Annotated in this window: 18 protein-coding genes; 12 read left to right on the top strand and 6 right to left on the bottom strand. The window is 54.3% G+C overall.

All coding sequences use genetic code 11. The features are described 5' to 3' along the window. Window positions 1-140: 140 nt before the first annotated feature. From ACR64Q_RS21825 to ACR64Q_RS21800, 6 genes are all read left to right on the top strand, one after another. Window positions 141-677: an REP-associated tyrosine transposase gene (locus ACR64Q_RS21825; protein WP_313733131.1), complete on the top strand. Its 537-nt coding sequence runs from the start codon at window positions 141-143 to the stop codon at window positions 675-677. Between the two features lie 197 nt (window positions 678-874). Further along, entirely contained in the window at window positions 875-2,125 is a 1,251-nt protein-coding gene (locus ACR64Q_RS21820; protein ID WP_313733130.1) for a dicarboxylate/amino acid:cation symporter, read from the top strand. Between the two features lie 161 nt (window positions 2,126-2,286). Then, on the top strand, window positions 2,287-2,802 hold the full coding sequence (locus tag ACR64Q_RS21815) for an RNA polymerase sigma factor (RefSeq protein ID WP_313733129.1): 516 nt from the start codon (window positions 2,287-2,289) through the stop codon (window positions 2,800-2,802). Between the two features lie 122 nt (window positions 2,803-2,924). Then, the gene (locus ACR64Q_RS21810; protein WP_313735051.1) at window positions 2,925-3,929 is read left to right on the top strand and encodes a FecR family protein; all 1,005 of its coding nucleotides are present in this window, start codon (window positions 2,925-2,927) and stop codon (window positions 3,927-3,929) included. 215 nt (window positions 3,930-4,144) lie between these two features. Beyond that, window positions 4,145-6,661 (top strand): TonB-dependent siderophore receptor, encoded by a 2,517-nt coding sequence (locus ACR64Q_RS21805; RefSeq protein WP_313733128.1) that lies wholly within the window; start codon window positions 4,145-4,147, stop codon window positions 6,659-6,661. Window positions 6,662-6,805: 144 nt separating this feature from the next. Further along, on the top strand, window positions 6,806-8,038 hold the full coding sequence (locus ACR64Q_RS21800) for a PepSY-associated TM helix domain-containing protein (protein WP_313733127.1): 1,233 nt from the start codon (window positions 6,806-6,808) through the stop codon (window positions 8,036-8,038). Here the strand turns inward: ACR64Q_RS21800 and ACR64Q_RS21795 are convergent. Next, window positions 8,035-8,640: a Uma2 family endonuclease gene (locus tag ACR64Q_RS21795; protein ID WP_313733126.1), complete on the bottom strand. Its 606-nt coding sequence runs from the start codon at window positions 8,638-8,640 to the stop codon at window positions 8,035-8,037. The genes ACR64Q_RS21800 and ACR64Q_RS21795 overlap by 4 nt on opposite strands. 166 nt (window positions 8,641-8,806) lie before the next feature. Here ACR64Q_RS21795 and polA point away from each other — a divergent pair, with 166 nt between their 5' ends. The 3 genes from polA to ACR64Q_RS21780 all read left to right on the top strand — a co-directional run bounded on the left by polA (window position 8,807) and on the right by ACR64Q_RS21780 (window position 13,443). After that, entirely contained in the window at window positions 8,807-11,584 is a 2,778-nt protein-coding gene (gene polA / locus ACR64Q_RS21790) for a DNA polymerase I (protein ID WP_313733125.1), read from the top strand. Between the two features lie 22 nt (window positions 11,585-11,606). Further along, entirely contained in the window at window positions 11,607-12,506 is a 900-nt protein-coding gene (locus tag ACR64Q_RS21785; RefSeq protein ID WP_313733124.1) for an MBL fold metallo-hydrolase, read from the top strand. Window positions 12,507-12,906: 400 nt separating this feature from the next. After that, window positions 12,907-13,443, top strand: a complete 537-nt coding sequence (locus ACR64Q_RS21780) for an REP-associated tyrosine transposase (RefSeq protein WP_026602884.1) — start codon at window positions 12,907-12,909, stop codon at window positions 13,441-13,443. 56 nt (window positions 13,444-13,499) lie between these two features. Here ACR64Q_RS21780 and ACR64Q_RS21775 read toward each other — a convergent pair whose 3' ends face one another. The 5 genes from ACR64Q_RS21775 to ACR64Q_RS21755 all read right to left on the bottom strand — a co-directional run bounded on the left by ACR64Q_RS21775 (window position 13,500) and on the right by ACR64Q_RS21755 (window position 18,575). Next, entirely contained in the window at window positions 13,500-14,009 is a 510-nt protein-coding gene (locus ACR64Q_RS21775) for a PEP-CTERM sorting domain-containing protein (protein ID WP_026602883.1), read from the bottom strand. 722 nt (window positions 14,010-14,731) lie between these two features. Continuing rightward, window positions 14,732-15,913: a lytic murein transglycosylase B gene (gene mltB / locus ACR64Q_RS21770; RefSeq protein WP_313733123.1), complete on the bottom strand. Its 1,182-nt coding sequence runs from the start codon at window positions 15,911-15,913 to the stop codon at window positions 14,732-14,734. 17 nt (window positions 15,914-15,930) lie between these two features. Next, window positions 15,931-17,064, bottom strand: coding sequence for a PilT/PilU family type 4a pilus ATPase (locus ACR64Q_RS21765; protein WP_020483880.1), 1,134 nt, complete (start codon window positions 17,062-17,064; stop codon window positions 15,931-15,933). 15 nt (window positions 17,065-17,079) lie between these two features. Then, entirely contained in the window at window positions 17,080-18,117 is a 1,038-nt protein-coding gene (locus ACR64Q_RS21760) for a type IV pilus twitching motility protein PilT (RefSeq protein ID WP_026602881.1), read from the bottom strand. A gap of 116 nt (window positions 18,118-18,233) precedes the next feature. Then, window positions 18,234-18,575, bottom strand: coding sequence for a TraR/DksA family transcriptional regulator (locus tag ACR64Q_RS21755; RefSeq protein ID WP_020483882.1), 342 nt, complete (start codon window positions 18,573-18,575; stop codon window positions 18,234-18,236). Between the two features lie 146 nt (window positions 18,576-18,721). Between ACR64Q_RS21755 and ACR64Q_RS21750 the strand changes: the two genes are divergently transcribed. The 3 genes from ACR64Q_RS21750 to ACR64Q_RS21740 are packed head-to-tail and all read left to right on the top strand — an operon-like array spanning window position 18,722 to window position 22,529. Continuing rightward, entirely contained in the window at window positions 18,722-19,627 is a 906-nt protein-coding gene (locus tag ACR64Q_RS21750; protein ID WP_026602880.1) for an AAA family ATPase, read from the top strand. Next, window positions 19,624-20,574, top strand: coding sequence for a DUF58 domain-containing protein (locus tag ACR64Q_RS21745; RefSeq protein ID WP_313733122.1), 951 nt, complete (start codon window positions 19,624-19,626; stop codon window positions 20,572-20,574). Before ACR64Q_RS21750 ends, ACR64Q_RS21745 begins: the two co-directional genes overlap by 4 nt. A 2-nt stretch (window positions 20,575-20,576) precedes the next feature. Continuing rightward, complete coding sequence (locus tag ACR64Q_RS21740; RefSeq protein WP_313733121.1) at window positions 20,577-22,529, top strand: transglutaminase TgpA family protein; 1,953 nt, start codon at window positions 20,577-20,579, stop codon at window positions 22,527-22,529. Window positions 22,530-22,683 lie beyond the last annotated feature (154 nt).

The following is a 22,683-nucleotide window of genomic DNA, read 5'->3' as shown; positions in this document are numbered from 1 at the left end:
TTACGCCGTATTGCACCGAGTGTTGGCTTTCGAATTGGTGCAATACGCTGGCGCTATTGCACCCTATACTGTCCGACCGGGTAATATAAAAAGCGTAATACTCTGTAATCCTCTACCTTTTCGTCGGATATGGATCATTTATGTCCAACTATCGCCGTTACCGCATACCTGGTGGGACTTATTTTTTTACCGTCAATCTGCTGGAACGTCATTCCAACGACCTGCTGGTTCGGCATATCGATACGCTTCGAGAGGTTGTTAGGCACACCCGTAAACGTTGGCCGTTTCACATCGATGCCTGGGTGGTTTTGCCGGATCATTTGCATTGCGTCTGGACACTACCTCAAGGTGACGAGGATAACGCTAACCGTTGGCGAGTCATCAAACAAGCATTTTCCAAAGCTTTGCCAGCCACGGAAAACCGATCCGCCTCTCGAATTGCCCGAGGAGAAAGAGGCATTTGGCAACGCCGATTTTGGGAGCATATGATCACCGATGAAGCGGATTATGCGGCCCATATCGATTATTGCCACATTAATCCGCTAAAACATGGTTTGGTTAAACATGTTAATGATTGGCCGTATTCGACATTTCATCATTACGTGGCGCTTGGGCTATATCCCTCCGATTGGGCAAGTGCCCCGGCTTTGCTGGATATCGATGAGGAATGGCACTAAGCCCGCCTGTACATAGGGTGCAATAGCGCCAGCGTATTGCACCACTTCGAAAGCTAACACTCGGTGCAATACGGCTGTCGCCTATTGCACCCTATGCATTTTCAACCGATGAATAAAGCCTAGCGGCGAGAAATCGAGCAAAATCCCCGCAAAACCCCTAAGATCAAGCCATCCCGACTAACAGTTCTTCAACCGCCATGAAAAACCACCACCGATTGCTACTGAGTTTAGTGCTCGGCGCTTGCGCCGGTTTGATCTGTCATGGCTACGCCGACAGCGAGGCATTACAGGTTTTCAACCGCTACTTGATGGAGCCCATCGGCCAAATCTTCTTGAGGTTGATTTTTATGATCGTGGTGCCGATGGTGATGAGCGGTTTGATGTTGGGGGTGTATCAACTCAGCAATCATCATGGTTTGGCGCGGGTGGCCCAGCGTACTTTGTTTTTTACCCTATTGGCCAGTTCGGCGTCGGTGGCGGTGGGGATTTCGCTGGTCAATCTGGCGCAACCGGGCGTGGGGCTGGATATTTCGCAGATGTTGGGCGATAACGGCGGCGTGAATAAAATTCAGCAAAACGTCGCCCAAGCCAAGCCGGTGGTGCAATCCTTGTTGGAGATCATCCCCAAAAACCCCTTCGCCAGCGCCACCCAGGCGCTGGAAGGCGAGATGCTGTCCTTGATGTTTTTCTCGTTGGCCTTCGGCGCGGCGCTGGCGGCGACTAATGGCGTCAAGCCGTCGCGCTGGGTGGAACTATTGGAAGAAACCTATGCTGCCTGCTTGCTGGTGGTCGATACCGCGATGAAGCTGGCGCCGATTGCCGTGTTTGCGCTGGTGTTTCAATCGACTTTCAAGTTTGGGCATCACATTTTATTTTCCTTGGGGTTTTACGTACTGGTAGTGGTGACAGGGCTGCTGCTTCAGCAAGTGGTGGTGTACAGCATGCTGCTGCGCTTTTTTACCCGGATCAAGCCGCTGAGTTTTTTCCGGCAGTGCCGGGATGTCTATCTCTACGCCTTCGCCACTGCCTCGTCGAATGCCACCTTGCCGCGCTCGCTGGAACTGGCGGAACAGGATCTAAAGCTGCGGCCGGAAGTGGCGCGCTTTGTGTTGACGATAGGCTCCACCGCCAACCAGAACGGTACCGCGTTGTTCGAGGGCATCACGGTTCTGTTCCTGGCTCAGGTGTACGGCGTGGATTTATCGCTGGCGCAACAGGTGCAGGTGGTGTTGATGTCTATCCTGGCCGGCATCGGCACCGCTGGTGTGCCGGGCGGCTCGTTGCCGCTGATCATGATTTTGACCCAACAGGTCGGCATTCCGGCTGAGGGCATGGGCTTAATTTTGGGCGTGGATCGTTTCCTGGATATGTGCCGCACCACTTTAAATGTTAGCGGCGATTTGGTCATCGCGGCCTTGGTTGATCAACCCGAACAGCAGCGAACCTAACAAAATAACTATGTCATATCGCGCATAGCGTTGGTCATATGCCTTAGTTTTTAGCCCCAATTCGATGGTCCCGGCTACCCGAGCATCCCATATTGTCGGCGTTTCGTCGCCATGGCATGTGGCTTGCTGAAAAATGGGTTCTTGCATGAATTCGATTTGGCATGACTCAACCACACAACACCGCCACCAGTCAGGAATTGGCCGATTTTTTTAACGCCAGCCACCCGCAACTGCAAAAATATCTGTATTGGCAGGTCCGCTCGCGGGAAGTGGCCGAGGAATTGGCGCAAGAAACCTATCTGCGGTTTTTGAAACAAGAGCCGCGACACATTCTGGATCTGAATGCCTTCATGTTTACCATCGCTGCCAATCTGGCGCGAGACCATCTGCGCGGTATCAAACGCGAGCAACATCGCGAGATGGTGCCGTTGGATACGGACATCGCCGACTCGAAACCCCACACGGAAGATATCGTTGCCAGACAATATCTGGGAGAACAATTGCAACAAGCCATCGCCAGCTTGCCGGACAGAACCAGGGAAATTTTTCTGTTATACCGCGCCGACGAACTGAGCTACAAACAGATCGCCGCGCGACTGGATATTTCCGAGCGCACCGTCGAATATCATCTGCGCCAAGCGCTGCTGCTGTGCCGAAGTTTTTTGACCAATACTTGAGCGCTGTATAAATAGCACTCGCGCGCAGCCGCCCCACATTCAAGTATCCCATGCTAACGATATACCCGGTCGAACCGGCTCGGGCTTTGCTTTACAATCGCGCTCAACCGAGCTTTTAGCCGCTGACTACCCGGAGTCCCGCCATTAACCCGATCGCATCCTCCTCCGCTTCCGACCGCATCTTTACCGAAGCCAATGCCTGGTTTTTTCGGCTGCGCGCGGACGATGTCGGCGTCGCCGAGCGAGAACGGTTTGCCGCATGGCTGGCCGCCAGCCCCTTGCATGCCGAGGCCTGGGACACGGTGCAAGCGTTGTTCGCGGATTTGGAAGCCCCCGCCAAGGCCGTTCGCCGGCAAGCCGAAGCAGCCTTAGCCGCCAACTCGGCAACCACCACCAAACGTCCTCGACGCCGGCGAACCGCTGGCATAGCGGCGGCCGTGGCGGCTTGCGTGGGCTTGATCGCCGTACTCCTGCAACCGGCACTCGTGCAAAACCTGCAAAGCGATTATCACACCGCCACCGGCGAACAGCGCCTAGTGACACTGACCGACGGCTCCCGGCTGCTATTGAATACCGACAGTGCGGTCGACATCGAAATGACCGTCGCTCAACGCCGGGTTACCCTGCTGCGCGGCGAAGCGTTTTTCGAAGTGGCGCACGCGCCGCAACGGCCGTTTTGGGTGGTGGCCGGCGACGCCCGCGCCCGAGTCACCGGCACCGCGTTCAGCGTCGGCCGCCGCTCGGAAGATGTTGCCGTCACCGTCGCCGAGGGCCGGGTGGAAACCAGCACCGAAAGCCATCCCGATCAGATCACACCCTTGACGCCCGGCGAATCGGCGCATTATCGAGGCGCCCGGCTCTCCGCCAAGCAAACGGCCGACATACCGCGCGAATTGGCCTGGCGCCAAGGGCAAATGGTCTTCGTGCAAGCGCCGCTGGCCGAGGTGGTGGCGCAAATCAATCGTTATCGCCCCGGCCGTTTGATCGTCACAGACCGGCAGTTGGAGAATCGGCCGATCACGGCGGTGTTTAATATCGGCAAGTTGGACGATGCGGTATCCGCACTGGAGCAAACCTTTGGCATTCGGGCCCGGCGCATTGCCGATTATTGGGTGTTGCTGGGATAAAAGGTTCTGCCGTAGGCGCAGAATCCCGCACATCTACAATAAGTGCCGAGCAAAGGAGGTTTTCCTGTCTATCGCAGATAGTTTCGATCATGCCTATCCGCCTTGAATAATTTTTTCAGTTCTCCCCAGGGATTTTTCACAAGTCATCGTCCTTGATGGTTAATGGGCCGAATTGCCCAGCAACCCTGACGACGATTTATCTTGCGGAGATGTAAATGCCCGATCAACGACCTATCGCTACCCGCTTGCCGCGGCGCAAGTCCAAAACACCTGCGCGGCTGCCCGGCAGCCTGTTACTACTTTCGCTGGCGGCATCCCATGTCGCGCACGGTGTAGAACCTGCCTCGACAGCTCAGGCCGGGCAAACGGCCGACTACCGGATTCGCTCGCAGACTCTGGACAAGGCCTTGGTGGAGTTTTCGCTGAAATCCGGCATTCAAGTGGTGGCCGACGGCAAATTGACCACCGGCGTTATCTCTCCTGGCGTATCCGGGCAATATGCGCCGGAGCAGGCTTTACGGAAATTGCTGGCGGGCACCGGCGTGGCGGTGCAATCCAGTCGCAACGGCACGGTGACTTTGGAAAAAGCCGCCGCACCCGAGCCGCAGTCTGGTGCCAATACCTTGCCGGCGGTGACGGTGGCAGGTACGGCTGCGTATGATCTCACCGATCCTTATAGCCGCGACTACAATCGTCCCATCGCCAGTACCGCGACCAAAACCGATACCCCCATCATGGAAACGCCGATGTCGATCCAAGTGATCCCGCGCGCGGTGCTGGACGATCAACAAGCGATTTCGGTCGGCGATGCGTTGAAAAACGTCAGCGGCGTGCAATCGGGGGGCTATAGTTTTTACGATAACGCCACGATCCGCGGCTTCGATGCCGGGCAAAGCACCTATCGTAACGGGCTCCGCCAACCTTATATTACCCATCTGGAAACCGCCAATCTGGATCGGGTGGAGGTCCTGAAAGGGCCGGCATCGATCTTATTCGGCCGTATCGAGCCCGGCGGCTTGGTCAACCTGGCCCCTAAGCGTCCGCTCGACACGCCTTATTATTCCGTACAACAACAATTCGGCTCTTACGACCTCTACCGCACCACGGTCGATGCGACGGGACCGCTATTGGCGGATAAATCGCTGTTGTACCGGATGAATATCGCATACAAAGACAACGATACCTTTCGCGATTTCGCGCATCAGGAGCATGTGTTTGTGGCGCCTTCGCTAAGCTGGCGCCCCAACGACCGTTTCGAAACCAATCTCGACATCGAATATCAGCACGATACCTGGGTGGAAGACGGCAGCGATAGCGGCATACCGGCTATCGGCAATCGTCCGGCCAATCTTCCGATTAGTCGCTATCTGGGCGATGCGGTGTTCAATCGCCAAAACCCGAATACTCAGGATAAGGTGCTGTTGGGTTTCGATTGGTCGTATCAGTTCAGCCAAGATTGGAAACTGAAAAACCGCTTCCAATACATCGACGCGCAATACCATCAATCGATACTCTGGGCGGATAGCCTGGCGGATGACAATCAAACGCTTTCTCGCGGCTTGTGGCATACCCCCATACACCGGATGACTTACAGTACCAATCTGGATTTGACCGGCAAGTTCGACACCGGATTTGCACACCATGACGTACTGGTCGGCTTCGATTTAAATCGTTTTAACAGTCAGGATGGCGGCGGATTTTCGGGCTATGCCGATACTTATACGGACCTGGACATCAATATCAACAACCCGGCGTACGGCGTCGATCTGTCGGCGCTGGCCGGCGCGAAGAACTTTTACTATAAATCCCAAGACAACTGGTACGGCGTCTATTTTCAGGACCAAATTACGCTGTGGGACAAACTGCATATTCTGGGCGGCGGCCGCCACGACTGGGCGGAAAATGGTAGCGGCGAATCGTCGAATTCGCATGCCGCAATCTCGATGAAAAATACCCGTAGCGAATTTTTCAGCCCTCGCGTCGGCATTCTCTATCAACCTTGGCAGTGGCTGGCGCTTTACGGTAATTACGTCGAATCGATCGGCAGCAATAACGGCGGCCTTTCCGCCTCCGGCCAACCGTTCGGACCGCAAACCGCGACACAATTCGAAGGCGGCATCAAAACCGAATTTTTCGATGGCCGGCTGAGTTCGACGTTGGCGTATTACCATATAACCAAACAAAATTCGCTGGCCACCGACCCGAATAATCCCCTATACAGCGTTGCCGTCGGCGAAGCCCGCAGCCGCGGCGTGGAACTCGACATAACCGGCAGGGTGACCGAGAACTTAAGTTTGATAGGCACTTATGCCTATACCGATACCAAAGTCACCAAGGACAGCGGCACGGTCTACGATGCCGACTTCAATCCCATAGGCACCAATACCGGCAATACCGGCCACCAACTTGCTTCGGTACCGCGTCATTCCGGAAGCCTCTGGGCAAAATACGATATCGACAGTGGATTTTTGCGAGGTTTGAACTTTGGCACCGGCGTTTATGTTCGCGGTCAGCGGCAAGGCGACAACGCCAACAGCTTTCAATTACCCGGTTATGCGCGTTGGGATGCCAGCATTAGTTACAGTTTCAAACACGGTGGCACCAAAATCACCCCGCAACTCAATGTCTACAACTTACTCGACAAAACCTATTACGACCATTCCAGCAATCGGCTAAATATTCGCCCCGGCGAACCGTTGACGTTTTTAGGTTCGGTACGGGTGGAGTTTTGATTCCAAACGCAATAGCGGATCGGGGCTTCCAACCCCGATCCTAAGATTTCTTTGACTAGGCCGGTGGGAATTTCGCTGACTCATACGTCTTATCCGATGATGGCCGGCACTTTGCCGGCTTGACATGGAAATCCTGGAGCCGCTATGAAAATTCGTCCCTTTTGGGTAATGGTGCACCGTTATGCCGGTCTGGCGATGACGGTTTTTTTGATTATCGTCGGCCTGACCGGCAGTCTGTTGGCGTTTTATAGCGAACTGGAGCATTTGATCAGTCCGCAGCTATCGGCGCCAGCATCGTCTTTACCGCGCTTGAGCCCGCCGTTGCTAAAAGCCAAGGCCGAACTGTTGGTGCCGCAGGGTAATGTCGTGTCAACATGGCTGGAACACGATGCCGCGCATCTCGATGTGGCGCCGCGTATCGATCCGGCTAGCGGTAAGCCTTACGAACTCGGCTTCACCCAGCTGATTCTGAATCCCTACACCGGCGAAGAACTGGGTCGCCGCACTTGGGGCGCGATTTCCGAAGGCTGGATCAACCTGATGCCCTTCGTCTACAAGTTGCATTATGCGCTGGCACTGGAAGAAATCGGCGGCTGGATTTTAGGCATTACCGCACTGGTATGGACGCTAGATTGTTTTGTAGGTTTTTATCTGACTTTGCCGGCAGCGAAAAAAACCAAAATGGTCGCGGTTGCCGGCGAATCGCGTTCGTTTTGGCAACGCTGGGCACCGGCCTGGAAAATTAAATGGCAGGGTTCGAACTATCGAATCAACTTCGATCTACATCGGGCTGGTGGTTTGTGGCTGTGGGCCATGTTGTTGGTGTTTGCCTGGTCCAGTGTGTTTATGAATCTGTCCGATACCGTTTACGCGCCGGTCACCCGTGCGGTATTCACCGATTATCACGAACCGTGGATCGATTTTCCCGATCTGGACAAACCGCTTGAGCAACCGCCTGTCGCTTGGACAGATGCTTACCGCATCGCCGTTGATTTGTTGGATCAGGCAGCCCGCCAACAAGGGTTTACTATCGAATCTCAGCAAGGCTTCCGCTACAATCCAGCCAAGGGCTTTTATGTGTATAACGTACGCAGTAGCGCGGACGTCGAGGAGAAGCATGGCAGTACTCGCATAGTAATAGATGCGAATACCGGCTTCCAAAAACTGTTGCTGCTCCCCACCGGCCAATATGCCGGCAACACCGTCACCAGCTGGTTGGCGGCCTTGCACATGGCCGATGTGTTCGGCATGCCTTACAAAATTTTCGTTTGTATACTGGGCTTGGCAATAGTGATGTTATCGGTAACCGGCGTGGTGATCTGGCTGAAAAAGCGTCGGGCCAGACTGCACAAAGCGGTTTTGCAGGAAGAGGTCTAAGGCGCCGATTGCAAGGCTTCTTGCTGTTTTTGTTGCAAAAAACTCAGGACGTCTTCGTTGTCGACACGCTCGTAAATCTCTTCGACGGCAATGCTGATACCTAAAGATTCAAAGGTAATCTGATCGCCCAGATAATAGTAAAACGATTGCCAGTTGTGCGCGCGGCTAAACAGTTGAATTTCGCCTTTGTCTTGTTCTATCAGTACATATTCTTGCAAGCTTGGGATATTCTGACAGCGCAGGCGCTTGAGGGTTTGATCAAATTTTCGGGTGGTTTTGGAGAGCACCTCGATGATGATCGTGGGTGCGGTTTTATAGTACGGATCTACATTATCCTCGCTGCAAACTACCATTACGTCCGGGTAGAAAAAATCGTCGGCCACGCGCAGCTTCATGTCGGACATGAAGGTTCGGCAAGGGGTGCCTTTTAGGTTGCTTTTAAGTTCGCTAAAAATATTGCCGGAGAGCAAATTGTGGTTTTCGCTGGCGCCCGCCATCGCATAAGCTTCTCCATCTACTAGTTGATGTTTAACGTCGGATTCTAGTTCTCCGCGAAGATACTCTTCCGGACGAATCTGGCGCTGGGTTTGCGGTAATGCCATGGCTAAACTCACGAGGAAAGCGGATTGAAAGCAGTGGGGTGTCAACATAGTCGATTGCCGGCATGCCAGTCAAGCATTCAGCACCGCCACCTGGTAATAACGCACTTGCAGCCGTTAGCGTGGCCCTGTATCGTTGCGACACCCTACTGTTGCTTGTTGACTCTACATGTCCGATTCCGCTGCTAACAAATTGATCCTGGTCGACGGCTCGTCGTTTCTGTTTCGCGCCTTTCATGCGGTGCCGCCGTTGACCAATGCCCAAGGCGAACCGACTAACGCCGTTTACGGCGTGTCCAACATGCTGCGCAAGCTGATCAACGATTACAACACGCCCTATATCACCGTGGTATTCGATGCGCCGGGCAAGACCTTTAGGCATGATTTATACGATCAATACAAAGCCCATCGGCCGCCGATGCCGGACGATCTGCGCGTGCAAATAGCGCCTTTGCACGACTTGATCCGCTCGCTGGGTTTACCGCTGATTATCGAACATGGCGTGGAAGCCGACGACGTGCTGGGCAGCCTGGCGCAAAACGCCGCGCGCCAGGGCTTTGAAGTGATTATTTCCACCGGCGATAAGGATATGGCGCAGCTGGTGAATGAGCAAATCACCCTGGAAAATACCATGACCAACACTCGCATGGATATTCAGGGCGTGCAGGACAAGTTCGGTGTGATGCCAGAGCAAATCATCGATTATCTGGCGCTGATGGGCGATGCGGTGGACAACATCCCCGGCGTACCGAAAGTCGGTCCTAAAACCGCCGCCAAGTGGTTGCAGGAATACGGCACCTTGGACAATCTGATCGCCCGTGCCGACGAGATCAAAGGCAAGATCGGCGATAACTTACGCGAGGCCTTGGGCCAGTTACCCTTGTCCCGTGAACTAACTACCATCAAGTGCGACGTAGCTTTGCATTACAGCCTGGAGGATTTGAAGCGCAAGGAGCCGGACATGGCGGCGTTGAAAAACCAATTGGGGCATTTGGGGTTTAGCAGCTGGTTGAAGACGTTGAATGGCGATGGCTCAACCCCCTCTCCAGCGGGAGAGGGAGGGGTGAGGGGAAATCAAAGTAGCCCCCCCTCATTTCAGCCTTTACCCGCGGAGGAGAATGAGCCGAAGGCCGCGCTTACCAGAAACTACCAAACCATCCTCACCCAAACCGATTTCGATACCTGGCTGGATAAGTTACAAAAAGCGGAGCTGTTTGCCTTCGATACCGAAACCACCAGTTTAAATTACAGCGATGCGCAAATCGTCGGCGTGTCGTTTGCGGTTGATGCCGGCGAAGCGGCTTATCTACCGGTGGCGCACGATTATCCCGATGCGCCCGTTCAGTTGGATCGGCAAACTGTTTTGGACGCTTTGAAACCCTTATTGGAAGACCCGAATAAGCCCAAGCTGGGCCAAAATCTGAAATACGATGCTCATGTACTGGTCAATCACGGCATCGCCTTACGCGGCATCCAACACGACACCATGCTGGAATCGTACGTGTTAAACAGCACCGCGACCAAGCACAATATGGATGATTTGGCTAAGCATTACCTAGGCGTGGACACCATTCATTTTGAAGACGTGGCCGGCAAGGGTGCCAAGCAGATCGGCTTTGCCGAAGTGGCTATCGAACAAGCCAGCGAATACGCCGCCGAGGATGCCGACATCACCCTGCGCCTGCATCAAACCCTGTCCGCGCAATTGCAGCAGCACCCTAGTTTGTGGGCATTGTATAACGAGATTGAAGTGCCGCTGATCGGCGTGTTGGCGCGCATCGAAGAAAACGGCGTGCTGATCGACAGCGCCATGTTGGCCCAGCAAAGCCTGGAGTTGGCCAACCGGATGATAGGCATCGAGCAGCAAGCCCACGATCTGGCCGGTTCGGCGTTTAATCTCGGTTCGCCCAAACAGATTCAGGAAATCTTGTACGACCGCTTGAACCTGCCGGTGTTGAAGAAAACCCCAAAAGGCCAGCCGTCCACCGACGAATCGGTATTGCAGGAACTAGCCGTGGATTATGCTTTGCCGCGCTTGATTCTGGATTTTCGCGGCATGAGCAAGCTCAAATCCACTTACACCGACAAATTGCCGCAACAGGTCAACGACCGCACCGGCCGGGTGCATACGTCTTATCATCAGGCCGTGGCCGCGACCGGGCGTTTGTCTTCGTCCGACCCTAATCTGCAAAACATCCCCATTCGCAGTGAAGAAGGCCGCAAGATCCGGCAGGCCTTCATCGCCCCACCCGGCTATAAAATCGTCGCAGCCGACTATTCGCAGATTGAATTGCGGATCATGGCCCATCTCTCCGGCGATGCCGGCTTACTGGCAGCGTTTTCGCAAGGGGTGGACGTGCATAGCGCCACGGCGGCGGAAGTGTTCGAAGTGGAGCTGGATCAGGTTACTCACGATTTACGCCGCTCCGCCAAGGCCATCAATTTTGGCTTGATCTACGGCATGTCGGCGTTTGGTTTGGCGCAGCAGTTGGGCTTGCCGCGCAATCAGGCTCAGGCCTATATCGATCTGTACTTCAGCCGTTACCCCGGCGTGAAGCAATATATGGATAACACCCGCGAACTGGCTAAGCAGCAAGGCTACGTAGAAACCATTTTCGGCCGCCGCCTGTATTTACCGGAGATTAATTCCCGCAACGCCGCTATGCGTCAATATGCCGAGCGCACCGCCATCAATGCGCCGATGCAAGGCACCGCCGCCGACATTATCAAACGGGCAATGCTGGCTTGCGACGCCTGGATCGGTCTGGATAACCCGGACGTTAAAATGATCATGCAGGTACACGACGAACTGGTATTCGAGGTAGCGGAAGCGCGCTTGACGGAACAGATGGAAACCATACGCGGCATCATGTCCTCTGCCGCCGAGCTGCATGTGCCTTTGCTGGTGGAAGTGGGTAGCGGCGAGAGTTGGGACGAAGCACATTGAGCGTTGCGGAGGCTGTTAGGCCATGAAATTCAAGTTCTGGGGAGTGCGCGGCTCAATCGCCACGCCGGGGCCGAGCACTGTTAAATATGGCGGCAACACCACTTGTATCGAGGTGACCAGTAGCGCCGACGATTTAATTATTCTGGATGCCGGCACCGGTATCCACGCGCTGGCGCAGAGCTTGCCCAAACATCCGCTGACCGCGCACATCCTGATTACCCATACCCATTGGGACCATATTCAGGGCTTGCCGTTTTTTCTGCCGATGTTCAAGGCCGGCAATATCATCAACATCTACGGCGGCCTGGAGCCCTTGACTCATCAAGGCATCGAGCGGGCGATGCATGTGCAATTGCAGCACAGCTATTTCCCGATCAGCGAAGCCCAGTTGAAAGCCGAGGTGCGTTATTTCACACTAAAAGCCAATGCGCCTATTACCGTGGGTAGCGTGCGCGTGACGCCGACGGTGCTGAATCATCCGGTTTACAATTTTGGTTATCGCCTCGACGACGTCGACGGCAGCTCCCTGTTTTTTACCGGCGATTACGAACCGCAACTTAATCCCTATCAGGCCGATCATCCCGGCTACCCGGCCATGCAGGAATTGATCGATCAAAAGCACGAGGAAGTGATTGCGGCGATGGCTGGTGTCGATGCGTTGATCATGGACAGTTCCTACACCGACGCCGAGTATGCCAACCGGCATGGCTGGGGCCACGGCACGTATCTTTCGGCGATGAATTTCGCGGCGCAAGCGGGCGCTAAACAGTTATTTTTGACGCATCATGAGCCGACGCGGAGTGATGCGGATTTGGAGGCGGTTTTTGCATCGCTTTTGCAGGGAGGTGAGAGTGAGGTTTCGGTTTGTTTGGCTCGGGAGGGGGAGGGGTTTGACTTGTTGGACTCTGGGGTTTCTAAATAAGTTTGTTCTGATTTTGCGGTAGTGTTTTGTGTCGCTAGCGCGACGGTTTGATTTAATGTCGGTTCGCGGACCGACAACCGCGATACTTTCTTTTGCTCCGCCAAAAGAAAGTATCCAAAGAAAAGGCGGCCCGGATGCCGATTATCTCCTGCGCTCCGAAGCTTTCGCCGGGGGTTGACGAAAGGGGCTTCCTGCCCCTTCGTCAACGTGCGGCATCCCTGCCGCACCCCTTCGGGCTATTCCCGCCGAAAGCTCCGGTGCTCGGCGCGGCATACGGGAGAAAACCGTCCGGTGATTTGAAAGTTGTTTAGCATTTCCTTGTTCCCACGCGCCGCGTGGGAATGAAGTCTCTCCGCGCCAGCGGTAACATACGACGAAGCTACCGAAAGAGGTCAAACCCATGGGCCGCAGCCGTTACCGCATTCTCCAATCCCAACAGCCGCATTTCATAACCTGCACCGTCCTGAACTGGATACCATTGTTCACCCGACCGGCTACTGTACAAATCGTGCTGGACGCCCTGTTTTACCGCCAACAACAGCACAATTGGCGAATTTACGGCTACGTCATTCTGGAAAACCACTTGCACTTGCTGGTACAAGCTGACAATTTACCCAATCAACTAGCTCACTTTAAATCTTACACCGCACGCCAGTTGATCGATTATTTGCAAGCCATTAACTCCGAACGCTTGTTAATGCAATTGAACTGGTTCCGCAAGGCGCATAAAACTGATCGGGATTACCAGTTGTGGGAAGAAGGTAGTCATCCACAGTTGATCGATAACCCCGACGTCTTGCGGCAGAAACTGGACTATATCCACCTGAATCCGGTCAAACGCGGTTATGTCGATTTACCGGAGCATTGGCGTTATTCGAGTGCGCGGAATTATGCGGGGCAGGAAGGATTGTTGCCGGTTTATAGGGATTGGTTTTGATCTGACCGCGGCGCGGCTGGTTTGCATTCCCACGCGGCGCGTGGGAACGAGGTGAACTAATCAGGCTTTCTTTTAGATGCGGCAAAACCAAATACTCCTGAGATTAACAACGCAATAGACGTAGGTTCCGGAATTTGGCTTACAGTAGTTTGATAGCCGAACCACTGGTGATCCGTGCTCCCATCGTTTACAGCGTAGTTATAGCTGGGGAAGTTACTCGTATTTGGAAGGTTATTATTGCCAGTTAACATGAAAAAAGCGAATAGCCCCGAAAAATCCTTAAATATCACTGCGCCAACTGTTGGGACTGGAGTCAAGAAAAGATTGGGGTTCCATGTAAACTCTGGTTCGAAAAGCTCCACGGATGGAGTAAGACCATTATCGTTGTATTCTATGTAGGATTGAATACCAGTTACGGAATTGGTCGCGGTGTCCCATGAGAAATTAAATACGAAGCTGTTACCGTCGCCGTCATTTCCAATTTCTATAAATTTAACAGATGCCGCGTTTGTTACGAATGGAAAGATAATTAGTACGGTAAGCAGTATATTATTGAATGTTTTCATGGCTTATCATCCTTAAAATTAAAATATTTGCGCGTAAAATATCATTGATTTACATGCATGTTTGTTATCGTTTTATGACATGCAGTAGACTTCTAAAGCATCCTAGCTTGATTGCTAACTCGTCGCAAACTTAGGGTGTAATATGCGTTAGCCGTATTACCAGATGTAGGTCTTTGAATTGGTGTAATACGCTGGCGCTGTTGTACCCCACGATTTCCAATACTAAACAAATTCCAAATCACGGGACGGTTTCCTCCCGTATGCCGCGCTGAGCACCGGAGTTTTTGAACGGAACAGCGCGGTAGGTCCGATTAGCACAGCGTAATCGGACGCATGTTGAATTAAATCTTTGGGAGTATGTACTGCTGCTAATAACGCAAACGATGATTGGAAGCCCCCTCATTCCTCCGAATACGCTTTGCTATTCGGAGCTACTCCACCAATCCCACGACGGAGGTTCTCCCGTATGCCGCGCCGAGCACCGGAGCTTTTGAACGGATTAGCCCTTTAGGGGCGATGCAGGGATGCATCGCGTTGCCGAAGGGGCAGGAAGCCCCTTTCGGCGACCCCGTTCAAAGGCGAGGAGCGCAGGGAACAAGCGGCATCCGGGTGGCCTTTTCTTTGGATACTTTCTTTTGGCCACGCAAAAGAAAGTATCTCGGCTGTCGGGCCGAGACCCGACTTCTAAACCAGCCGTCGCGCCAGCGACACAAACCCCAAGCCTACCCAGAAATATCAAGACCACCAGCCACCCTCTGATACCCCCTCTTAATCGCCAACGCCAACTCATGTACCGCCATCGCATAATGCGTGCTCTGGTTGTAGCGCGTAATCGCATAGAAATTAGGATGCCCCAATAAATATTCATCCTTGCTTTGATGCCTGAGCAACAAAAGCCGCAACGGATAATCGCAAGCACAGGTGTCAGCCGGTTCTACACCCGCTTTAACCAAGGTATCCAAAGGATAAGCGTGGTCCGCGCCCGGCTCCAAACTGTCGATGCCGCTAAAGCTGCCGCGCGTGGCCGAGACGATGGGTTTGCCGGCTTGCCAGCCGTGCTGGGCAAAGTAGTTGGCTACGCTGCCGATGACGTCCTCCGGGTTCCACAGGTCGCGGCGGCCGTCGCCGTTAAAGTCTACCGCCCATTGCAGAAAACTGCTGGGCATGAATTGGCCCAGGCCCATCGCGCCGGCGAACGAGCCGACCGGTTTGCCGGGGTCCAGGCCTTCTGTGCGGCTCATTACCAGAAAGTTTTCCAGTTCGCTGCGGAAATACTCGCCGCGTCGCTGATAATCAAAACCCAAGGTGGTCAAGGCATCGATGATTCTGTGGTTACCGACGAAACTGCCGAAGGTGGTTTCCACCGCCATGATACCCAGGATGTATTCGGCCGGTACGCCGTATTGCTGGCTGGCGCGTTGCAGGGTGGCATGATGCTGTTGCCAGAAGCTGATGCCTGCGTTGATATGCCGGTCGTCCAGAAATTGCGCGCGATAACGGGTCCAGCCGCCTTTGCTGGGTTTGCCTTTCATGCCCTGGTCCGATTTGGCCAGGTAATCCAGCGTCCATTGCTTGCGTTTGGCTTGCGAGAATAAGCCTTGCAGATATTCACGGTTGAAGCCGTGTTTCTGCACCATTTGCTCGATGAATTGCGTCAGGGCCGGATAGCCGGCGTAATCGCCACTGACTGTCGTGGCATGATAGCCGCCGACGCTGGCAAACGGCCGCAGGTCAGGCGTGGCTTGGCGCGACTGGTTGGGCGCGGTTTGTTGGGTAGGCGTACGGACGCGAGAATTTACTTTATCGCCGGCCGGCGGCTGCGAGGCGCAGCCCGCCAGCAATGCAATTAACAGTGCCGAACCGGCGTTTTGTAGCGAGACTTTACTAGGACTAAATGTATACAAGCGAGCTATATCCAGGATTATTTAAAAAGACTGCCTCCCTCGTCGTCGTTTTCGGCCAGCGTCATGCCGGCGGTTTCGAAATTGACGTTCTCGGCGCCCAACTTGATCATCAGGCGCACCTCATTACGGGAGTCGGCAGCGTGCAACGCGTCATCGTAACCAATTTTACCCGCTGTATACAGATCGTAAAGCGCTTGATCGAAAGTCTGCATGCCGTGCTCGCGCGAGCTTTTCATCAGCTCTTTTAGTTTGTGCACTTCGCCCTTGCGGACCATGTCCGATACCAAAGGCGTATTCAGCAGAATCTCGATGGCCGGGTAGCGGCCCTTGCCGTCGGCGCGTTGAATCAATTGCTGAGCGACAATGCCGCGCAGATTCAGCGACAAATCCATGAACAACTGGCCGTGCATTTCTTCCGGGAAGAAATGCAGAATGCGGTCTATGGCTTGGTTGGCGTTATTCGCGTGCAAGGTACAGACACACAAATGGCCGGTTTCGGCGAAGGTGATGGCGTGTTGCATCGTGTCCCGGCTTCTGACCTCGCCGATCAGAATCACGTCCGGGGCTTGGCGTAAGGTGTTTTTCAAAGCCACTTCGAAAGACTCGGTATCCAGCCCCACCTCGCGCTGGGTAATGATGCAGCCCTTGTGCGGATGAATAAACTCGATAGGGTCTTCGATGGAAATGATATGGCCGCTGCTGTTTTCGTTGCGGTGCCGAATCAAGGCCGCCAGCGAGGTGGATTTACCGGTGCCGGTGGCACCGACGAACATCACCAGACCGCGCTTGTACATGATCAATTCTTTCAACACCGGCGGCAGATGCAAGTCCTCGGCGCTGGGGATGGTGGTTTCGATGCGGCGCAACACCATGCCTGCGGAGTCGCGTTGGGTAAACGCGCTGACCCGGAACCGGCCCAACTCGTGGACGCTCAAAGCAAACTGGCATTCGCGGGTGTTTTCAAACTCGTCGCGTTGGCGTTGCGACATGATGCTGAGGACCAGCATCATGGTCTGTTCGCTGTTCAAAATGGTTTTGGACACTTCGATGACTTTGCCGTTGACTTTCATCGACGGCGGCCGGCCCGCGGTGATAAACAGGTCGGACGCTTTCTTTTCAACCATCAGGGCCAATAGCGCTTTAAAGTCCATGACGCCTCCTTAAAATTAACGGAACATGTCTTTGTTGACGGCTTTAACCATCGCGCCTTTCGCAGTAATCAAGCCTTTGTCGACCAATTCCTTCAGGTTTTGATCCAGGGTCTGCATGCCGTCTTTGCGGCCGGTTTGGATCGCGGAATACATTTGCGCCACCTTGGCTTCGCGGATCAGGTTGCGAATCGCCGGTGTGCCGACCATGATCTCGTGGGCGGCGATCCGGCCGCCGCCGACTTTTTTCAACAGGGTTTGCGAGATAACCGCTTGCAAGGACTCGGACAGCATCGCCCGGATCATGTCTTTTTCGGCGGCGGGGAACACGTCGATGATCCGGTCTATGGTTTTTGCGGCCGAGGTGGTATGCAGCGTGCCGAACACCAAGTGGCCGGTTTCCGCGGCGGTTAAGGCCAGGCGGATGGTTTCCAAGTCCCGCATCTCGCCGACCAGGATGATGTCCGGGTCTTCCCGCAGTGCCGAGCGCAAGGCTTCGTTAAAACCCAGCGTATCGCGATGCACCTCGCGCTGGTTAATCAAGCATTTTTGGCTTTCATGGACAAACTCGATCGGGTCTTCGACCGTCAGGATGTGTGCGTAATCGTTGGTGTTGATGTGATTTACCATCGCCGCCAGCGTGGTGGATTTACCGGAACCGGTCGGGCCGGTCACTAGAATCAGGCCGCGCGGTTTGGTGCAAAGCTCGGCGAAGAACTTGGGCGCATCCAGTTCTTCCAGTGTTAATACCTTGGACGGAATGGTCCGGAATACTGCGCCGGCGCCTCTATCCTGATTGAAGGCGTTGACCCGGAAGCGGGCCACGCCGGGCAGCGCGAAAGAAAAGTCGGTTTCCAGAAACTCTTCGTAATCGCGGCGCTGCTTGTCGTTCATGATGTCATAAATCAGCGCGTGGACTTCCTTATGATTTAACGACGGGATATTGATGCGGCGGATGTCGCCGTCCACCCGGATCATCGGCGGCAAGCCGGCGGAAAGATGCAAGTCGGAGGCTTTGTTTTTGACGGAAAAGGTCAATAGTTCGGCGATATCCATGATTTATGTCCCGGCAATAAAAGGAATGATCGTCGGCAAGGATAGTACACAATTCAAAACCGGCCGGCTTATTCGTCCATGGCAGCAACCCTTATGCTGGCGAGAGGTCTATCGGCTTAGCGGTGCTGGCTTTTTTCGGCGCAGCGAATGCATTGATTGGCGTAGGGCACCGCAGCCAAGCGTTCCTTTTTAATGGGTTCGCCGCAGCTCAGGCAAATGCCGTAGGTGCCGGCATCGATACGGGAAATGGCTTGTTTGATTTTTTCGACTTCGTCGCGCGTGGCGTTGCCCAGAGCGTCCAATACCTCGTCGTTTTCGGTTTCGACAGCCTGTTCGGAAAAGTCCTGGGCCAGCGGTTTATCGGTGTGTCTGACGTCTTCGGTGATTTTCCCCAGTCTATCGTCCAGGTCTTCCAGCATGTTCAATAATTGGTCGCGTACATCTGCATAGTCTTTCATGGCACTCTCCGCAGCAGGGCTGCATGGTTTAATAACCGGCTTCTGCCGGCCGGATAGTCAATCCCTGGTTTATACAATGAAGCCGATAGCAGGTGCAACCAAGCTGATCTATACTCGAGTCATTGACCTTTCTTGCCTTTTGCACAATGGACCTTGCTCTCGATCGCTTACTCGCCGCCGCCAATCAAGTCATTCTCGGTAAACAGCAACAAATTCGCCTGGCGGTTTGTTGTCTGTTAGCCAGGGGACATTTGCTAATCGAGGATATTCCCGGTGTCGGCAAAACTACGCTGTCTCACACGTTGGCGCGCTTGTTTGGTCTGGAATATCAGCGGATTCAATTCACCAGCGATATTTTGCCGGCCGACATCGTCGGTTCCTCGGTATTCGATGCCCATCAGCAGCTATTCAGTTTTCATCCGGGGCCGATTTTCAAACAAATGATCCTGGCCGACGAAATCAACCGGGCCACACCCAAGGCGCAAAGTGCCTTGTTGGAAGCGATGGAAGAACGGCAGGTGACGGTCGAAGGCCGTACCTATCCCTTACCGCAACCGTTTTTCGTCATAGCCACCCAAAATCCGGCCCATCAAATCGGCACTTTCCCATTGCCGGAATCGCAAGTAGACCGGTTTTTGATGCGCATTGAACTGGGTTATCCCAGCCGGCAGGCCGAACGCGAGTTGCTGAGTGGCCAACCCCGGCATGTATTGATCGACGAATTGCCAGTCGCGTTACTGCCCGCGCAATTAACGGACTTGCAACAGGCGGCGGATCAGGTGCATGTGTCGCCGGCCTTACTGGATTATCTGCAAGCCATTCTGGCCTTCAGCCGCCAATCCACGGACTTTGCCGCTGGTCTCTCGCCGCGCGCGGGCCTGGGATTGTTGGCCGCCGCCAAGGCTTGGGCGCTGATCGATAAGCGCAAGGCCGTTCTGCCAGAAGACTTGCAAGCGGTATTGCCGGCGGTGGCCGGGCATCGTTTGAACGTGGGCGCCAACGACTCGGCGGCCATCGTCGCCCCTATTCTCAAGCATGTGCCGGTACTTTGACCGAAGCGGCCTTATCTTTAAAACAGCGCCTTAAACTGTCGCGCTTTTTTAGCGGCGAGGCTCCAACCGCCGGGCCGATTGTGTTGACGCAGCGGCGGGTGTTTATTTTGCCGACGCAACGCGGCTTGGCGTTTGTATTGTTGATTTTGTTGCTGGTACTGATCGGCTTTGTCTACAACAATAATCTGGCTTATTTACTGGGGTTTTTGCTGGCCAGCATTTTTTTCGTGACCATCCTGCACAGCTTTAAAGCCTTGGCGGGATTAACAATTCAACCCGCCCGCCAGCAGGCAGTGTTTGCCGGCCAAGCCGGGCCGTTTCGTTTTCAGATCAGCAATCCGGGTTCCCAGCCGCGTTTTGCTGTCGATCTGACTTTGCAATCCGAGCTGTCTATCAGCTTAGCCGCCGAGCAAAGCCAAACCGTCACACTGTATCAATCCACCCAGCAACGCGGCTGGCAGTTGCCGGGTACGCTGACCCTTTCCAGTACCTACCCCTCGGGTTTATTTCGAGCTTGGGCACCGCTGCGGTTTGATAGCCCTCTGCTGGTGTATCCCAAGCCGGCCAGCCAGCAACTGCCGTTTCCAGATAGCGACAGCGGTCAGGATAAGCCCGGCCAAAACCGCCGCAGCGGCGATGAGTTTGATGGCGTAAGAGTCTATCAGCGGGGCGATGCTATTCGGCAAATTCATTGGAAAGCTTTCGCCAAAGGCCAGGGTGTGCACAGCAAATACTACAGCGGTGCCAGTTCCAGCGAATTATGGCTGGATTATCAACAGGCACCGGGCCATCATACCGAAGAGCGGCTCAGTCAGCTATGCCGCTGGCTGGTGGACGCCGAACAGGCCGGATTACGCTACGGCTTGCTGCTGCCAGGGTTGCGTCTGCCGCCGGACAACGGCGCAGTGCATTACCGTAACTGTCTACAAGCCCTGGCGCTGTTCTGAACATGCCTTTTCTGCCTTCCACGCGCTTGATGTTGTTTATGCTGGGTTCGATAGGGCTAATCACGTTGCCGCATGCCTGGCATATCCCGCCGCTATTGTTCGGTTTTTTTACGCTACTGCTGCTTTGGCGCTTGCTCTGCATCTGGCGACCTCACTATTTACCGAACCGGTTCGCGGTATTTTTGTTGATGTTGATCGGTATTGGGTTGCTTTACAGTCAGCAACACTCGGTATTTGGCCGGGATGCCGGTACGAGTTTGTTTGTGGTGGCGCTGGGTTTAAAGTTGCTGGAAATTCACGGCAGGCGCGATGTGTATGTGATCGTTTATCTGGCTTTCATCGTTGCCGTGACGCAGTTTTTGTACGAAGAAAGCATTTTGATGGCGCTCTACATTCTGCTGGTATGTGGGGTATTGCTAGCTACTTTGATTACCCAAAACAGCCAGACGCCGCAAACCCTGGCGGCCTTAAAAACCTCGACGGCGATTATTCTGCAAAGTTTGCCGCTAGCCTTGGTTTTGTTTGTGTTGTTTCCGCGCCTGGAAGCACCGCATTGGAGTTGGCTGGACGACGATACCCGCGCCAAGAGTGGTCTGAGCAATACCTTGGAACCCGGCTCGATTGCCGAATTAAGTCTGTCGCCGGAACTGGTTTTCCGGGTCAAATTCGATGGGGATCTGCCGCCGCCATCCCAGCGCTATTGGCGCGGACCGGTGTATGCTAATACCGATGGCACAAGTTGGCGAGCACCGCCGGTGTTAGGCCGGGAGAATAATCCGGATCAACCAGTTTTTACTGGCGCGACTTACGATTACACCTTAATGATGGAACCGCAAAAACAGAATTGGGTTTTTGCGCTCGAGATGCCCACCGAGTTTGGCGGCGGGTTACGCCGCAACGGTTTATACCAATTAATCACTAACAAAAACCCCGGCGACCGCGCCGAGTATCGACTCAGCTCGTCGCCTGTTTATAACACCGGCGGTATCAGCAAATTCGAGCGCCGGGAAAACCTGCAACTACCTGGCAAACCATCGGACAGAGTGGTCGAACTGGTTAAGCAGTTACAAGGACAGCCAGCACAGCCCGAATTGTTCATCGGTAATTTGTTACAACATTTCCGCCAGGAAGATTTTCATTACACCCTTAGTCCGGAGGCGATGCCGGATAAACCCATAGAGACCTTTCTGTTCGAGCGCCGCGCAGGCTTTTGCAGCCATTACGCCACGGCCTTCGTGTATTTGCTGCGGGTGGCGGAGATTCCGGCCCGGGTGGTCGGCGGTTATCAGGGCGGACAGATCAACGACGTCGGCGGCTTTCTGGAGATCAGGCAGGCCGACGCGCATGCCTGGGCGGAAGCGTGGTTGGACGGGCGCGGTTGGGTCAGATTCGATCCGACTGCCGCCATTGCTCCGGAACGCATCGAACGCGGGGTGAATGTGGATCTACAAATTGCCAGCGGCGCGGTGAATTTCAGCCCGATCCAACTCGACGCCAAGACCTTGTCCTGGCTGCAACGCGGCCGGCAACTCTGGCAAAGCGTCGATTACAACTGGCAACGCTGGATCATCAATTACGACACGGTCAATCAGAGAGCGTTTTTACAGAGCTTAGGCGTCGATAATTTCGTCAAGCTTGGCTACTGGCTGTTGATTAGCGTCGCCGGTATCGGCGGGGTATTGGCTTGGCGCTTGCTGCGGCCCAACCTGCGCCGCCAAGACCCTGCCCTAGTGTTGTACCGGCAGTTTTGCGCCAAGTTGGGTAAAGCCGGCTTAAGAGTTGAAATTGGCGACGGCCCGCAAACCGTCGCCGAGCGCGCGAAAGAACTGCGCCCGGATTTGGCCGAAGCAATTGAGCGGATTGCCGCGACTTATATTCGCTTACGCTACCAAAACGACAGCAAAATCGAGGATTTGCGGGTTTTAAAAATGCTGGTCACTAGCTTTCGGGTTTAATTATACCTTTCCCACTTCAAGTTTCGGCACATCTGCTCCCTCTCCCTTTGGGAGAGGGCTGGGGTGAGGGAATCAAAAAAGCGAAATTTGCAGTGCGATGACTATAAATTGATTAGGTGAGACTTCATTCGCACTAAACAGAGGTCGGATAAAT

It is taken from the genome of Methylomonas sp. 2F7 (assembly GCF_057126975.1).
The sequence above is the reverse complement of the archived record's forward strand: the minus strand, read 5'-3'. Positions and strand labels throughout refer to the sequence as shown.